Origin of the sequence: Streptosporangium sp. G11 (assembly GCF_051192615.1) — a bacterium.
Taxonomy (GTDB): Bacteria; Actinomycetota; Actinomycetes; order Streptosporangiales; family Streptosporangiaceae; genus Streptosporangium.
Window position 1 is genome coordinate 59,373 of the sequence record NZ_JBPJUQ010000008.1, and the last position, 14,484, is coordinate 73,856.

Consider the following 14,484-nt stretch of genomic DNA (forward strand, 5'->3'; position numbering starts at 1 on the left):
TCCGAACCGGACAGGCTCCTACGAGCCGGGAACCTCGGCGGCCATCCCGGCGGGCAGTTCGGTGGGCAGGGGGTGGGCGGCCGGGTTCACCCGCAGGACGATCCGGTCGAGGACGATGCGCACGTACGGCTCGCCGACCCACAGGTGCTTGGCGTCGTCCACCCCGACGACCTCGGCCTGGGGCACCCTGGCGAAGCGCTCGCGGGCCTGCTCGGGGCGCAGGTAGTCGTCGAACTCCGGGATCATCGCGGTCAGCGGCCGCCCGAACTCCGCCCACGCGTCGAGGTCGGCGTCGGTGGCCCGGTGCAGCGGCGGGGAGAGCAGGATCGCGCCCTCCACCAGCGGGTCGCGGCCCCACTTGAGCGCCAGCTCGGTGCCGAAGGACCAGCCGAGCAGCCAGACGCGGGGCAGGTCGTGGAAGTCGGCGTACTCCAGGGCCGCGGCGACGTCCAGGCGCTCGTCCTCGCCCGCGCCGAAGGCGCCCTGGGAGGTGCCCCGCTCGGAGGTGGTACCGCGCGTGTTGAACCGCAGCACGGCCAGGTCCGCGAGGGCGGGCAGCCGGTTGGCCGCCTTCTTGTAGACGTGGCTGTCCATCATGCCGCCGTGGGTGGGCAGCGGGTGCAGGCAGACCAGCGTGGCCACCGGGGGCCGGTCGGCGGGAAGGGCCAGCTCGCCGACGAGCGTCAGACCGTCACCGGTGTGCAGCTCGATCGGCTCCCTGCGCGCGGGCAGCACCGTAGAGGCCCGAATCTCCATGTCTCTCCTCGAATCCGCTTCGGCCGGCCGGCGTCAGCGCCGGTCGTGGCCAGTCGTGCCGGTCGTGGCCGGTCGCCGGCCGGTCAGTATCTGCTTCGGCCGGGACCTCGCCTGACCCGGTTGCGCCAGCACGCGGTGTGCCAGTGCCTGCGCTCGTCCTCCCCGCCCTGCCAGGCGGGCCAGCTGACCAGGTGCGGCAGGCCGGACCTGATCTCCTGGTCGCAGCCGGGGCAGCGGTAGACCTTGTCCGCCGCGCCGCCGGTGACCCTGCGCACCTGCCAGTCTCCGTCCGGCCACTCCTCGGTACGGTCGACGCCGGGCACGGAGCCGCCGACGGGACGGGAGAGGCCCCGGTTGCCGCCGCGGTCGAAGGGGTCGGCGCGGCGGGCCCTTCGGGGGCTCACGGCAGGTCTCGGAGGCTCCGGGCCCCCGCCGCCTCACAAGTGCTCGTCATCGCTCTCCCACCCTGCCCACCAGGTCCACTCCGCCCGCCAGGTCCACCCCACGTGGCGACCCGCCCGTTCCGGCATCACAACAGTCTCCCAGAGAGGTACCGGCTACCCCAAAAGCCGGGCAGGTACCTAAAGAGCGGACAGAAAGTACTTGAACCGGAGTTGAGTAACAATTACTGTTTGAGAACATGAACGGAGAGGGAGACATGAAGGACGAGCTGACACCGCGGGAGGCTCTGCGGCGGATCGACGAGGTCGGCCGGCGCACCCGGCGGCCGACGCGCCTCGTCGGCCTGCTCTACGCGGTCATCGGCCTGGGCACGCTCGTCTACTGGCCCGTCATGTTCCTCGGCCCGGCCTGGTCGCGGATCACGGCCGGGGTGGCGTGGGTCGTCTTGACCGTCCTGTCCGTCTGGTATCTCGGCCGCCTGGGCGTCCAGGACCAGGAGGTCACCTGGGCCAACAGGGCGACGGGCCCCGTGACGGTCTCGTACGTCGTCCTGGTCATGATCGTGTTCGTGTTCGGCGCGTTCTTCCATCCCGGCGACCCGGGCGGCGGCTGGAGCGCGGCGCTGATCACGCTGTCGCTCTGCGCGAGCGCCCCGCCCCTCTACGCGGCCTGGCGCGTGCTGCGGGCGGAGCGGTGAGCGAGACGAACGGCGCGAACGGCACGGAGGAGGCGGGCCGCGAGAGCCGTACGGGCAGAGCGGCGCGCGGCGCGGGGAGCGGCACGGGATCACACCCCCGGCACGACCTCGACGACGTCATCCACGCGCCCGTCCGGTTGTCGATCATGGCCGCCCTGTCGGTCACCGACAAGGCCGAGTTCCGCTTCCTGCGCGACACGATCGAGATCAGCGACTCACTCCTCTCCAAGCACGTCATCACCCTGGAGGAGGCCGGCTACGTGAACGTGGAGAAGGCCTTCGTGGGGAAGCGTCCACGCACCTGGCTGGCCATCACCGACGAGGGCCGCCGGGCGTTCCATGACTACGTCTCCGTGTTGAGGCGCCTCACCGAGGGATCCCCCTGATGATCGAGATAGACGACTTACACAAACGGTACGGCGACAAGATCGCCCTGGACGGCGTGACGTTCTCCGTGAAACCGGGCGAGATGTTCGGTTTCGTCGGAGCCAACGGCGCGGGCAAGACCACCACGATGCGCATCCTGATGGGCGTGCTGACCGCCGACTCGGGCTCCGTGCGCCGCGACGGCAAGGCCCTGACGTTCGACGACCGGCGCCGGTTCGGCTACATGCCGGAGGAGCGCGGCCTCTACCAGAAGATGAGAGTCGCCGAGCAGGTCGAATACTTCGGCAGGCTCAGCGGCCTGACCACGAGCGGGGCGAGAAAGGCCACCGGCGACCTGCTCGAACGGCTCTCGCTCACCGAGCGCGCGAACGACGCGGTGGACGCGCTCTCCCTGGGCAACCAGCAGCGCGTGCAGCTCGCGGTGGCGCTGGTGCACGACCCGGAGGCGCTCATCCTGGACGAGCCCTTCTCCGGGCTGGACCCGCTGGCCGTCGACTCGCTGGCCGGAGTGCTCGCCGAGCGGTGCGCCGCGGGCGTGCCGGTGCTCTTCTCCAGCCACCAGCTGGACCTCGTCGAGCGGCTCTGCGACTCGGTCGGCATCATCTCTGCCGGCCGCGTGGTGGCCAGCGGCACGGTCGAGGAGCTGCGCGACCGGGAGGGACGCGGCCGGCTCAGGGTGGTCGTCAGGGACGCCTCCCCCGGCTGGACCGCGTCCCTGCCGGGAGAGGTCGTCCAGAAGGGCGACGAGGTCCTCGTCGCGGGCGTCGACGGCGACGGCCAGGAGATCTTGCACCTCGCGGTCAAGGCCGGAAGGGTCGAGCACTTCGGCTGGCAGCGCCCCACACTCACCGAGATCTTCAGGGAGGCCGTCGCGTGAACGAACTGTGGCTGGTCGCGCGACGGGAGATCGTCACGCGCGGCCGTACGAAGGCGTTCGTCATCGCGCTCGTGGTCAGCGCCGTCCTGGTCGCGGCACTGGCGTTCCTGCCCCGGCTCTTCTCCGGGCCCGACTCCTACACCGTGGGCCTGGCCGGGGCGCAGTCGCAGCCGCTGGGACCGGCGCTGACCGGCGCGGCGAAGGACATGAAGCTCACCGTCAGGGAGTTCCCCGACGAGGCCTCCGCGAGCGGCGCGATCACCGCGGGCGACGTGGACGCCGCTGTGGTGGACGGCCGCAGGGTGCTCACCGACGGTGATGTGAACGACGAGCTCGACCTGCTGCTGGAGGCCGCGAACCAGGCCGTCCAGACCCAGCGGCAGCTGGCCGAGGCGGGCCTGGACCCGGCCAAGGTGGCGGCGGCCATGCGGGTCGCCCCGCTGGAACAGGTCTCCGTCGGCGCCGACGCCCGCTACGCGGACGTGCGGGTGGCCATCGCGTCCCTGCTGGTCATGGTGCTGTTCTTCCTGCTCATCTACTCCTCCATGTACGTCGCCATGGGCGTGGTCGAGGAGAAGGGCAGCCGGATCGTGGAGATCCTGCTGACCTCGGTCCGCCCCTGGCAGCTGCTCGGCGGCAAGATCGTGGGACTGGGCGCGCTCGCGCTGGTCAACATGGTCGTGATCATCGTGGCCGGTCTCGGCGCGGCGGCGGCGACCGGTCTCGCGGCCGACCTGCCCCCGGGCATGACGGGCATCGTGGTCAGCGCCCTGTGCTGGTTCGTCCTCGGGTACGCCTTCTTCGCCGCGATGGCGGCGGCGCTCGGGTCGCTGGTGTCCAGGCAGGAGGACGCGAACGGCGTCCTGACCCCGCTGACGATGCTCATGATGGTCACCTACCTGGTGGCCTACTTCGCGGCGGTCCAGCCGAACAGCGCGGTGGCCAGGATCCTGTCGCTGGTGCCGCCGTTCTCCTCGATGGTCATGCCGGTCAGGATGGCCGGGGGCGGGGTGCTCGTCTGGGAGATCGCCGTGGCGGCGGTCCTGATGCTCCTGGCGACGGTGGGCACCCTCATGCTCGGCGCCCGCATCTACAGCCGCGCGGTCCTGCGCATGGGCGCCCGCGTCAAGCTCTCCGAGGCGATGCGCTGACCCTCGGCGGTGAGGTTCTCCGAAGCGGTGCGCCGCCCCCGAGGATGAGGCTCCCGGGAGCGGCGCGCTGACCTGGGAACGGAGTCCCGGCTCCCCGCGCCGTACGGCGCGGGGAGTCCGTCTGCGCCCGCCGGGCCGCCCGGACGGCCCGATGGTCGTCGAGCCATCGGGTCGTCCGGACGGATCACGGGGATCCGGGCCCCGTCCGGCCGATAGGGTTCGGTCATGCGTCTGGTCATAGCGCGGTGCAGCGTGGATTACGTCGGGAAGCTCACCGCCCATCTTCCGATGGCGCCCCGGCTCATCCTCATCAAGGCCGACAGCAGCGTCTCCATCCATGCCGACGACCGGGCTTTCAAGCCGCTCAACTGGATGAACCCGCCGTGCAAGCTCCGCGAGGAGGAGGGCACCTGGACGGTGACCCACGGCAAGACCGGTGAGAAGCTCGTCCTCACCATGGAGGAGATCATCCACGACACCAGCCACGAGCTGGGCGTGGACCCGGGCCTGATCAAGGACGGGGTGGAGGCCCACCTGCAGGAGCTGCTCGCCGAGCACATCACCACCCTGGGCGCGGGCTGGACGCTCGTCCGCCGCGAGTACATGACGGCCATCGGCCCCGTCGACATCCTCTGCCGCGACCACACGGGCGCGTCCGTCGCCGTGGAGCTCAAGCGCCGCGCGGGCATCGACGCCGTGGAACAGCTCACCCGCTATCTGGAGCTGATGAACCGCGACTCCCTGCTCGCCCCGGTCAGCGGCATCCTGGCCGCCCAGAGCATCGCACCCCAGGCCAAGACCCTGGCCGAGGACCGCGGCATCCGCTGCGTGACCCTCGACTACGACGAGCTGCGCGGCATCGAACGCAACGACACCCTGTTCTGACAGCCCTCGCCGTCCGGCACTCCGCCCAGAAACGCCGACCACTCCGCAGGTGTGAAGCCCAGGACGACGACCGCCCACGGGTGTGGCACCTCGGGACCGGTGAGGAGGAGCCGCTGCCGTGCCGGACGGACGACCCCACGTCCGACGGCGAGGGGTCCGCCCCGAGGTCGTACACCGAGGGATGACGAGGCCCCGTGTCCTCCGTTCGGTGGACACGGGGTTCCACCGAACGTTGGTGCCGCGAGAACCCCGTGCACGCGACGCTTGAGGCATGGACACAACGGTAAGAGTGAGAGGCCTGACCAAGCGCTACGGCGACGTCCAGGCCGTCGGGGGGATCGATCTCGACATCCGCGCGGGCGAGGTGTTCGCGATCCTGGGCCCGAACGGGGCCGGGAAGTCCACCACGGTGGAGATCATGGAGGGGCACCGCACCAGGGACGCCGGGGAGGTCAGCGTCCTGGGTGTCGACCCCGGCAGACCCACCCGCGCGTGGCGTTCGCGGATCGGCATCGTGCTGCAGACGGCCAACGACGTGGCCGAGGCGACCGTACGGGAGACCGTGCGGCACTTCGCGGGTTACTACCCCGGCGCCAAGGACCCGGACGAGGTGATCGAGCAGGTCGGGCTGACGGAGAAGGCGGACCAGCGCATCCGGAAGCTCTCCGGCGGCCAGCGGCGCCGGGTGGACGTCGCGCTGGGGGTGATCGGCGACCCGGAGCTGCTCTTCCTGGACGAGCCGACCACCGGGTTCGACCCGGAGGCGCGCAGGCAGTTCTGGGAGCTGATCGAGGGTCTGGCCCGCGACGGCACCACGATCGTGCTGACCACCCACTACCTGGACGAGGCCGAGGCGCTGGCCAACCGGGTGGCCGTGGTCGCCGGGGGGCGGATCGTGGCCGAGGGCGAGCCCAAGACCCTGGGCGGCAGGGCGACCGCCAAGGCCATGGTGAGCTGGTCCGACGCGGGTGAGCGCCGCTTCCTGGAGACGGACACACCGACCAGGACGGTCCTGGAGCTGACCGGCCGCTTCGACGGCGAGGTCCCCGAGCTGGCCGTGACCCGGCCCACCCTGGAGGACGTCTACCTCCGCCTCATCGAGACCCCCGCCTGATCGTCTCCCGTACGAGCGCCGACCGATCCCCTGAGGTGATCAACCAAATGAGCCAGACCCTTGCCCGACCTTCCGCCCCGGCCCTCAAGGCCGGACAACCTTCCGCGATACGACTGGGGCTGTCGCGGACGGTCATCGAGAACAGGATGTTCTTCCGCGAGCGGGACGCGGTGATCTTCACCTTCGCCTTCCCGATCATCATGCTGGTGCTCTTCGGCTCGATCTTCTCGGACGAGATGGAGGGAACCGGCCTGACCGTCTCCCAGCTCTACGTGGCCGGGCTCATCGGGACCGCCGCGATGACGGGATTCCAGAACCTCGGGATCAACGTCGCGATGGACCGCGACGACGGCACGCTCAAACGGCTGGCGGGTACCCCACTGCCCCGCACCTCCTACTTCATCGGCAAGGCCCTCAACACCCTGTTCGTCTCCTTCCTGCAGGTCGTCATCCTGCTGGCCATCGGGGTCGCGCTGTTCGGCCTGGAACTGCCGTCGGAGGCGTCCCGGTGGGTCACCTTCACCTGGGTGTTCGTGCTCGGCGTGCTCGGCTCGTCCCTGCTCGGGGTCGCGATCAGCAGCCTGCCCCGGTCGGCCAAGAGCGCCAGCGCGGTGATCGCGATGCCGTTCGTGGTGCTGCAGTTCATCTCCGGGGTGTTCATCCCCATCGGCCAGCTGCCGGCCTGGCTGGTGAACGTCGCCTCGATCTTCCCGCTCAAGTGGATGTGCCAGGGTTTCCGGTCGGTCTTCCTGGGTGACGCCGGTGCCACACTTGAGGTCGCGAAATCGTACGAGCTCGACCGGGTCGCCCTGATCCTGGGAGCCTGGGCGGTCGGAGGACTGGTGCTGTGCCTGATGACGTTCCGCTGGAAGAGCCGCCGCGACGGATGAGACAGGCCGACTTCGCCGAACCTCCCGGCCGGGAAGCCGGTGCCCACGCGTGGGAGTCGCTGCGCGGCTGGGAGGTGCTCCTGGTCATCGGAACGCTCCTGCCCACCGCGTACGCGATGACCGACGCCGTGTCCCTGCGCGAGCGGGCGATCGTGGCGGGCTGCCTGGTCACGATCCTGCCGCTCTATCTCCTGCTCGGCCGCCCCGCGATCGTCGCCGAGGACAGGCGGCGGGGGGCGCTCTACATCGTCCTGCTGGTCGCGCTGTTCACCCCCGCCGGGCTCAGCTCGTCGTACGCGACGTTCGCCCTGTTCGGGCTCTGCCCGCAGTGCTTCATGGTCTTTCCCGCCAGGCGGGCGATGATCGCCGTGACGATGCTGAACCTCTCTCCGGCGATCCGGTACATCTTCCTGTCCGGGGCGCCGGAGCCGTTCAACTTCCTGATGGTCACCACCATCGTCATCTTCTTCTCCGCCATCTTCGGCATCTGGATCGAGCGGATCACCCGGCAGAGCGAGGAGCGGGCCACGCTCATCGAGGAGCTGGAGAGCAGCCGGGCCGAGGTGTCCAGGCTCTCGGCCGAGCGCGGGGCGCTGGCCGAGCGCGAGCGGCTCGCCGGGGAGATCCACGACACGCTGGCGCAGGGCTTCACCAGCATCATCATGCTGATCCAGGCGGCCGAGGCGCAGCCGGACCCGTCCCGTCACCTGGCCCTGGCCATGCGGACGGCGCGGGAGAACCTGACCGAGGCTCGCCTGCTGGTCACCACGCTGAGCCCGGCACCGCTGGACGGCTCGACCCTGGACGAGGCGCTGCGGCGGCTGACGAAACGGCTCGGCGAGGAGACGGGCCTGTCCACCGGGTTCGAGGTGCGCGGGGAGTCCCGGCCGCTGAGCGCGCCGGCCGAGGTGGTGCTCGTCCGCGCCGCCCAGGAGGGCCTGGCCAACGTGCGCAAGCACGCGGGCGCGGACTCCGTCACGGTCTCGATAACCTACCGGGACGGCTCCGCACGGCTGGAGGTGCGCGACGACGGGCGCGGCTTCGAGCCCTCCGGCGGCCAGGGGTACGGCCTGCGGGGCATGCGCGCCCGGGTGGAGCAGGTCGGCGGGACCCTCGCCGTGACGGGGCTCCCCGGCGAGGGGACGGCGCTTGAGGTGGTCATCCCCTCCGACCGAAACGACCAGATCGAGCGGCCGGCCCGAAGTGACGGCACCGGCGGACTCGACCAGACCGGCCAGAGAGTGTGACACATGCTTCGCGTGATGATCGTCGACGACCACCCGGTGGTCCGTGAGGGCCTTCGGGGCATGCTGGAGGCCGATCCCGGGATCACGGTGGTGGGTGAGGCGGCGTCCGGGGACGAGGCCGTCGTGCGGGCCGGGGAGCTCACGCCGGACGTGATCCTGATGGACCTGCGCATGCCGGACGGTGACGGCGTGAGCGCCACCTCGCGCATCCTCGCCGGGCGGCCGGAGAGCCGGGTGGTCGTGCTGACCACCTACGAGACCGACGCCGACATCGTGCGGGCGGTCGAGGCCGGTGCGGCGGGTTACCTGCTGAAGGACACCTCCAGGGCCGACCTGCTCGCCGCGATCCGCTCGGCGGCGCGCGGGGAGACCGTGCTGTCACCCTCGGTGGCGACCAGGCTGGTCACCCGGATGCGCGCTCCGGTGGCCGAGTCGTTGTCGCCGCGCGAGACGGAGGTGCTCTCCCTGGTGGCCGGGGGGCTGACCAACGCGGAGATCGGCAGGGCCCTGTTCATCAGCGAGACCACGGTCAAGACCCACCTGCTGCGCGTCTTCGGCAAGCTCGGCGTCTCCGACCGCACCGCCGCCGTGACCACGGCCCTGAACCGGGGCCTGCTCACCCGCTAGGCGACCGCGAACGGGACGACCCGCGCCCCGGGCGACCACGGACGGGACGCGATCCGCACCCCCGGGGCGATCGCGAACCGAGGCGAGGGTTCTCCACTCCGCCCGGGACGAACCTCACCTCGTTCACTCGCGAACGAAGTAACTTGACCCGCTACTCAGACTTGTCACCTTCTTGCACCGGGGATGTAAGTAATAACACAGCGCCCCTTCCACAAAAAGGATCTTGCACCCATAATGGTTGATTCCGGGGGCCAGAACCATGAGGTGGAAGTGATAAAGCGAGTAGCTGTCAACCTCACGCTGACCTGCGGGAGCTTGACATGAATGGACGGTCCTACCGGGGAATGTCCGCGGAGGAGCGGCTGGCGGAACGCCGGGAGCGCCTGATCTCCGCGGCGTACACCCTTTACGCCGACCCCGGATTCCCCGAAACGACGATCGAGAGGCTGTGCGCCGCGGCCCGTATCTCCAATCGCGCCTTCTATGAATGTTTCTCAGGGCGCGACGAGCTGATGCAGACCGTGTACGACCAATGCGTGCGCGAGACGCTGGAGGCGATGGCGAAGGCCATCGAGCAGGCCCCCGACACCCTGGCCGACCGGGTCGAGACGGGGGTCACCAGCTACATCAGTTTCGTCACCGACGACAGGCGTCGCGCGCGGATCCTGCACCTGGAGGTGCGCCGGGCGGGCGACTGCCTCGTCACCTCACGGCAGTCGGCCGTGGCGGCCTTCACCAGGACGATCGAGTCGAACATCGCCGACCTGCCGGAGGCGACGAAGGCCAACCAGCACCTCCTCGCACTGGGCATGATCGGAGCGATCCAGGAACTGCTCATCGAGTGGGTCCTGGCCGACGACCCGCCTCCGGTCGCCAAGCTGATCAACACCGCCACGCACATCTTCCACAGGTCCTTCGTGACCTGACCCCGGTGGGAACGGGGACGGGCCCGCCGGGCCCGTCCTCCGACACGTTCCGGCGCCGGCCGACGCCCCGAACTCCGGCGGCCGTCCGGATCAGGCCACCGCGGCCGCGGGAAGCTCGACGGTGAGGACCCGGTTGAGCCGGGTCACCGCCAGCACCCGCATGACCCGCGGCGGCACCCCCCTCAGGACGAGGCGGCGTTCCGCACCCACAGCGCGGCGATGCGTGCCCACCAGCACCCCCAGGCCGGTGGCATCGATCATTTCCAGCCTGGAAAGATCTACGATCAGGTCGCCACGCCCGGAGTCGACTGCCTCGTGCAGCCGCGGGCGCACCCGGGCGACGGTTCCCACGTCGAGACGATTCCCGACGCCGACCACCTGGGCACGGGGGTTACCGGGGACGCGCATGCCTCCTCCTCACACCTGGCCGCCGGAGAAGGGGCGGCCCGGCACAACGGCGATGCATCACCACGGGCAGCTGATCACGCACCGCATCCATACAATGTCACAGCGTGCAAGAAGGCGTGGACCTCCCTCGTTCCTGAAGTCACCCTTCCGATGGCCATACAGGCCCCTTGCCCGAATCAAAAGAGAACACGCGGTTTAAAGCCAACCTTTTTGCTGAGCCAACCGGATCGCGGTGATCCGGTTGGTCGCGCCCAGTTTGGTGATGGCGCTGGACAGGTAGTTGCGCACGGTGCCCTGGGTGAGGTGCAGCGCGGCGGCGATCTCGGCGACCGAGGCCCCTTGCGCGGCCAGTTCCAGGGAGCCGCGCTCGCGCTCGGTGAGGGGGCTCTCCCCCGCCATCATCGCCGAGGCGGCCATTTCCGGGTCGAGATAGCGCCCCCCGGCGTGGACCTTGCGGATCGCCGCCGCCAGCTCGTCGGCGGAGGCGTCCTTGGGGATGAAACCGCGCACCCCGGCCGCGAGCGCCCGCCGCAGGTATCCGGGCCGCCCGAAACTGGTCAGCATCAGCACCGCGTGGCCCGGCAGCGTCTCGGCGACGCTCAGCCCGTCCATCCCCGGCATCTCGATGTCCAGCACGATCACGTCGGGCCGGTGCTCCAGCACGGCCGCCGCCACCAGGTCGCCCCGCGCCACCTCGGCCACCACCTCGATGTCCGGCTCCAGGCCGAGCAGGGTGGCGATCGCCCTCCTGACCAGGTGCTCGTCGTCGGCCAGCAGTATCCGGATCACCGTGCTCCTCCGGCCGGAGCGCTCGCCCCGGCGGGGCGGGCCGGCACCGTGGTCACCGTCTGGATCATGATTCTCCCTCCAGCGGAACCATCGCCCGCAGCCTGAACTCCCCGGGCCCGCCGGGGCCCGCCGTGATGGTCCCGCCGATGGCGGCGACCCGCTCCGACAGCCCGATGAGGCCGGTACCGCCCCGGCCGGCCACCCCGGTCACCCCGTCGTTGGTCATCTCCAGCACGACGCCGCCCTCCCTGAGGGTGATCGTGATGCGGCACCCGGTGGCGGAGCTGTGCCGCAGCACGTTGGTGGTGCCCTCCCTGACCACCCAGGCCAGCAGGGTGGCCGTCCCCTCGGGCACCTGGTCGCGCGGCGTCTCCAGCGTGCAGCGGATGCCACCCGCCTCCAGCACCGCGGTCATCGCGCGCAGTTCGGCGTCGAGGTCGACCGTCCGGTAGCCGCGCACCGCCGTGCGGATCTCCCTGAGCGCCTGCCGCGCCAGGGCTCGTACCTCGTCCATCTCCCCGGCGGCCCTCGCGGCGTCCACCCCCGACAGCTTGGCGGCCACCTCGCTCTTGACGGCGATCGCGGAGAGGCTGTGGCCGACCAGGTCGTGCAGGTCGCGGGAGAAGCGGAGCCGCTCCTCGGTGACGGCCAGCCTGGCCTGCGCCTCCCTGCCCTCCTCCGCGGCCGTGACCACCCGCCAGAACCAGAGCTGGAACCGGTTCGCCCACGACGCCCCCGCGGCCATCCCGAGGTAGGCGCCCAGGGTGGGCAGGGAACTCTCCTCGTACGGTATCGCGAACACCTCGGCGCCCCAGGGGCCGGAACCGGCTCCCGGGGGCGCGAGAAGCAGGCCGACGGCGATCGCCGCGGCGGTGGTGACGATCGCGGCGGACCTGTTGAGCACCAGCACGGCCCCCGACGCCCACGCCGGGCCGAGCAGCCCCCAGGACCAGGGACCGCCGTCCTGGGTCAGCAGGAGGGCCACCGCGACCACGGCCGAGGCGGCGAGCTCGCCTCTCGCGGCGGTGCCGTCCACGGCCGCTTTGAGGATTCTCAGATACAGGACGCTGAAGATCACCAGGCCCGGCACCCCGACGGTCAGCAGCGAGAGCCGGAACTGCCCGTCCTCGTCCGCCAGTTCGGCGAGAGGGCTGATCCAGGCCAGGACGAGGCCCATGGTCAGGGAGAGGATGGTCATCCGGCGGAGCCGCTGGAGGGGGGAGCGCTTCTTTCTCCGGGGAAGCGCGGAAAAGATGAGGCGCGCGCGACGCCTCATCCCTTTTTCACCGATATCAAGTGACATTTCGTGATGAACGTTAGCTGTGCCGGGGTTCCCAGCGGAACAGCCACCGGGCCAGCAGCGCGGCCACCGCGATCCAGACGAGCAGGATCGCGAAGGAGGGCAGCGCGGCCAGCCACTGCCCGCCCATGCTCAGCGCCTCCCCGCCGCCGGAGACATGATCTCCCCCCAGGAAGGCGGTGCGCGCGATCTCCACGACCGGGGTCGCGGGGAGCAGGGCGGAGACGTCGCCCAGCACCCCGGGCAGCGTGTCGGCGGGGAAGGCGATCGGGGCGCCGACCAGCACGAGCAGGAGCACCGGCAGCACCGTGACCTGGGCGAGCTCGGCGTTCGGGGTGAGGCCGGAGAAGGCGGCGGCGAGCAGGCAGAACAGTGCGACCCCCAGGACCGCGACGGTCACGAGCATCGGCACGTTGGCCACCGCGACCCCCTCGGAGCGCCGCATCCAGACGGCCAGGAGCGCCACCTGGGCGAGATAGAGCACGAGCGCCCCGAGGGCGCTGCCGGCGAGGATCGCCGGGCCCGATGGCTGGCCCGCGCGCAACCGCTTGAGCACCAGTTCCTCACGCCGGGCGGTGAAGGAGTTCACCAGGTTGACGAAGACCGCGAACACCAGCATCAACCCCGGCAACCCGGCCAGGACGAAGAGTTTCCCGGCCACGCCGTCGATCTTCTCGGCGCCGACGGCCTGGGTGTACACCCAGGCCATCAGGAGCGGCAGCAGGAGCACGTTGAACAGGACCGTGGTGTTCCTGCCCACCAGGGTCAGGTCGATCCTCGCGAGCCTCATCGCGTGCAGCACGTCGGTTCTCATGATCATTTGCCCCTTCTCGCCGGCCGCGTGGCCGCCGACCCGTCGCCGGTCCCCCGGACCGCTTTGCCCGCCCCGGTCTCCGCCCCGTCCTGCAACGCCTCCCCGGCCACGCGCATGAAGGCGTCCTCCAGGGTTCCCCTGCGTACGGCCAGCCGTTCCAGGGTCTCGCCCCGCGCGTCGGCCCAGTCCAGGAGCTGCCGGACCGCCGTGTGCGCGCGGGCCTCGGCCCGTGCGCCGGTCAGGGTGTAGGCGACCTCCGTGTCGCCGCCGTAGGTCAGCACGGGGGCCACGCCGTCCAGCGAGGGAAGATCGCCGAAGGCCCAGGAGATGCCCGAGAGGCGGAAGGAGATCCGGTCGCCCGACCCGGCGACCACCTCCTCGACGGTGCCCTGGAGGTGGATCCTGCCCTCGTGCATGATGGCCAGCCGGTTGGCGAGGCGCTCGGCCTCCTCCAGGTAGTGGGTGGTGAGCAGCACCGTGGTGCCCCCCGCCCGCAGGTCCTCGATCACCTTCCAGGTGGCGCGACGCGCCTCGGGGTCCATGCCGGTGGTCGGCTCGTCCAGGAAGAGCACCTCCGGCCGGGAGATCACCGCCAGCGCGAGGTCGAGCCTGCGCCGCTGGCCGCCGGAGAGCTGCCGCACCCTGGTCCTGGCCTTCCTCCCCAGCCCCGCCGCCTCCAGCGCGTCCATGGTCCCCGGATCCGTTTCCCGGTAACGGCCGAGGAGGTTGAGCGCCCCGGAGGGTTTCGCGGGCGTGTCCGCGCGGCCCACGCCCGCGTCCTGGCTCAGCCCCTTCCACAGGCCGACGGTCTCGGCGACCGTGAGGTCACCGAGGAAACCGCCCTCCTGCAACATGATCCCCACACGGGGCCGCAACTTCCGGCGTTGCCTGACCGGGTCGAGCCCGAGCACGCGGACACTGCCGCCGGTGGGGGCCCTGAAACCCTCCAGGACCTCCACGGTGGTGGTCTTGCCCGCGCCGTTCGTGCCGAGCAGGGCGAACAGCTCGCCCCTCGGGACGGCGAAGGAGACTCCGCGCACCGCCTCGAAGTCGCCGTACGCCTGCCGGAGCCCGCCGACCTCGATCACGTTGTCGAGGCCGGCGGTAGCGACGCCGGGCGGTTCCGTCACCTGTGGTGTTCTCATGGCGACAATCGTCGTCTTCCCGCGTTTGAGCAGGTAGTCGCCGATATCACCGGAAAAATATTGATCTTT

Annotated in this window: 17 protein-coding genes; 10 read left to right on the plus strand and 7 right to left on the minus strand. The window is 70.7% G+C overall.

Annotated features, from left to right (window positions below; genetic code table 11):
- Positions 1-18: 18 nt before the first annotated feature.
- Both ACSDR0_RS10880 and ACSDR0_RS10885 read right to left on the minus strand, forming a co-directional pair.
- Positions 19-756, minus strand: coding sequence for an alpha/beta hydrolase (locus ACSDR0_RS10880; protein ID WP_435288643.1), 738 nt, complete (start codon positions 754-756; stop codon positions 19-21).
- Positions 757-839: 83 nt separating this feature from the next.
- A complete protein-coding gene (locus ACSDR0_RS10885) occupies positions 840-1,160 on the minus strand; it encodes an ATP/GTP-binding protein (RefSeq protein ID WP_435288644.1) in 321 nt (106 codons plus the stop codon).
- 236 nt (positions 1,161-1,396) lie between these two features.
- Between ACSDR0_RS10885 and ACSDR0_RS10890 the strand changes: the two genes are divergently transcribed.
- The 10 genes from ACSDR0_RS10890 to ACSDR0_RS10935 all read left to right on the plus strand — a co-directional run bounded on the left by ACSDR0_RS10890 (position 1,397) and on the right by ACSDR0_RS10935 (position 9,959).
- Positions 1,397-1,855 carry a hypothetical protein gene (locus ACSDR0_RS10890; protein WP_435288645.1) on the plus strand — a complete coding sequence of 153 codons (459 nt, stop codon included), beginning with the start codon at positions 1,397-1,399 and terminating at the stop codon, positions 1,853-1,855.
- Positions 1,852-2,241: a winged helix-turn-helix domain-containing protein gene (locus ACSDR0_RS10895; RefSeq protein WP_435288646.1), complete on the plus strand. Its 390-nt coding sequence runs from the start codon at positions 1,852-1,854 to the stop codon at positions 2,239-2,241. The genes ACSDR0_RS10890 and ACSDR0_RS10895 overlap by 4 nt, the downstream gene beginning before the upstream one ends.
- Positions 2,241-3,119, plus strand: a complete 879-nt coding sequence (locus tag ACSDR0_RS10900; RefSeq protein ID WP_435288647.1) for an ABC transporter ATP-binding protein — start codon at positions 2,241-2,243, stop codon at positions 3,117-3,119. Before ACSDR0_RS10895 ends, ACSDR0_RS10900 begins: the two co-directional genes overlap by 1 nt.
- A complete protein-coding gene (locus ACSDR0_RS10905) occupies positions 3,116-4,270 on the plus strand; it encodes an ABC transporter permease (RefSeq protein ID WP_435288648.1) in 1,155 nt (384 codons plus the stop codon). Before ACSDR0_RS10900 ends, ACSDR0_RS10905 begins: the two co-directional genes overlap by 4 nt.
- Before the next feature lie 225 nt (positions 4,271-4,495).
- On the plus strand, positions 4,496-5,155 hold the full coding sequence (nucS, locus tag ACSDR0_RS10910) for an endonuclease NucS (RefSeq protein ID WP_435288649.1): 660 nt from the start codon (positions 4,496-4,498) through the stop codon (positions 5,153-5,155).
- Between the two features lie 271 nt (positions 5,156-5,426).
- Positions 5,427-6,269 carry an ABC transporter ATP-binding protein gene (locus ACSDR0_RS10915; protein WP_435288650.1) on the plus strand — a complete coding sequence of 281 codons (843 nt, stop codon included), beginning with the start codon at positions 5,427-5,429 and terminating at the stop codon, positions 6,267-6,269.
- A 47-nt stretch (positions 6,270-6,316) separates the two neighbouring features.
- Positions 6,317-7,159, plus strand: a complete 843-nt coding sequence (locus ACSDR0_RS10920; protein WP_435288651.1) for an ABC transporter permease — start codon at positions 6,317-6,319, stop codon at positions 7,157-7,159.
- Positions 7,117-8,406, plus strand: coding sequence for a sensor histidine kinase (locus tag ACSDR0_RS10925; protein ID WP_435288652.1), 1,290 nt, complete (start codon positions 7,117-7,119; stop codon positions 8,404-8,406). The genes ACSDR0_RS10920 and ACSDR0_RS10925 overlap by 43 nt, the downstream gene beginning before the upstream one ends.
- Positions 8,407-8,409: 3 nt before the next feature.
- Positions 8,410-9,033 carry a response regulator gene (locus ACSDR0_RS10930; protein WP_435288653.1) on the plus strand — a complete coding sequence of 208 codons (624 nt, stop codon included), beginning with the start codon at positions 8,410-8,412 and terminating at the stop codon, positions 9,031-9,033.
- 320 nt (positions 9,034-9,353) lie between these two features.
- Positions 9,354-9,959 (plus strand): TetR/AcrR family transcriptional regulator, encoded by a 606-nt coding sequence (locus ACSDR0_RS10935; RefSeq protein ID WP_435288654.1) that lies wholly within the window; start codon positions 9,354-9,356, stop codon positions 9,957-9,959.
- Between the two features lie 90 nt (positions 9,960-10,049).
- Here ACSDR0_RS10935 and ACSDR0_RS10940 read toward each other — a convergent pair whose 3' ends face one another.
- The 5 genes from ACSDR0_RS10940 to ACSDR0_RS10960 form a co-directional block, all read right to left on the minus strand.
- On the minus strand, positions 10,050-10,367 hold the full coding sequence (locus ACSDR0_RS10940) for an STAS domain-containing protein (RefSeq protein WP_435288655.1): 318 nt from the start codon (positions 10,365-10,367) through the stop codon (positions 10,050-10,052).
- A 195-nt stretch (positions 10,368-10,562) separates the two neighbouring features.
- Entirely contained in the window at positions 10,563-11,156 is a 594-nt protein-coding gene (locus tag ACSDR0_RS10945) for a response regulator (RefSeq protein WP_435288656.1), read from the minus strand.
- Between the two features lie 64 nt (positions 11,157-11,220).
- Positions 11,221-12,354: a sensor histidine kinase gene (locus tag ACSDR0_RS10950; protein ID WP_435288657.1), complete on the minus strand. Its 1,134-nt coding sequence runs from the start codon at positions 12,352-12,354 to the stop codon at positions 11,221-11,223.
- Positions 12,355-12,472: 118 nt separating this feature from the next.
- Complete coding sequence (locus ACSDR0_RS10955; RefSeq protein ID WP_435288658.1) at positions 12,473-13,276, minus strand: ABC transporter permease; 804 nt, start codon at positions 13,274-13,276, stop codon at positions 12,473-12,475.
- A complete protein-coding gene (locus ACSDR0_RS10960) occupies positions 13,273-14,415 on the minus strand; it encodes an ATP-binding cassette domain-containing protein (RefSeq protein WP_435288659.1) in 1,143 nt (380 codons plus the stop codon). Before ACSDR0_RS10960 ends, ACSDR0_RS10955 begins: the two co-directional genes overlap by 4 nt.
- Positions 14,416-14,484 lie beyond the last annotated feature (69 nt).

Coding starts and splice junctions, on each gene's coding strand:
- ACSDR0_RS10880 (WP_435288643.1), bottom strand. CDS start 756: ATGGAGATTCGGGCCTCTACGGTGCTGCCCGCGCGCAGGGAGCCGATC.
- ACSDR0_RS10890 (WP_435288645.1), top strand. CDS start 1,397: ATGAACGGAGAGGGAGACATGAAGGACGAGCTGACACCGCGGGAGGCT.
- ACSDR0_RS10900 (WP_435288647.1), top strand. CDS start 2,241: ATGATCGAGATAGACGACTTACACAAACGGTACGGCGACAAGATCGCC.
- nucS (WP_435288649.1), top strand. CDS start 4,496: ATGCGTCTGGTCATAGCGCGGTGCAGCGTGGATTACGTCGGGAAGCTC.
- ACSDR0_RS10915 (WP_435288650.1), top strand. CDS start 5,427: ATGGACACAACGGTAAGAGTGAGAGGCCTGACCAAGCGCTACGGCGAC.
- ACSDR0_RS10920 (WP_435288651.1), top strand. CDS start 6,317: ATGAGCCAGACCCTTGCCCGACCTTCCGCCCCGGCCCTCAAGGCCGGA.
- ACSDR0_RS10930 (WP_435288653.1), top strand. CDS start 8,410: ATGCTTCGCGTGATGATCGTCGACGACCACCCGGTGGTCCGTGAGGGC.
- ACSDR0_RS10935 (WP_435288654.1), top strand. CDS start 9,354: ATGAATGGACGGTCCTACCGGGGAATGTCCGCGGAGGAGCGGCTGGCG.
- ACSDR0_RS10940 (WP_435288655.1), bottom strand. CDS start 10,367: ATGCGCGTCCCCGGTAACCCCCGTGCCCAGGTGGTCGGCGTCGGGAAT.
- ACSDR0_RS10950 (WP_435288657.1), bottom strand. CDS start 12,354: ATGACCATCCTCTCCCTGACCATGGGCCTCGTCCTGGCCTGGATCAGC.
- ACSDR0_RS10955 (WP_435288658.1), bottom strand. CDS start 13,276: ATGATCATGAGAACCGACGTGCTGCACGCGATGAGGCTCGCGAGGATC.
- ACSDR0_RS10960 (WP_435288659.1), bottom strand. CDS start 14,415: ATGAGAACACCACAGGTGACGGAACCGCCCGGCGTCGCTACCGCCGGC.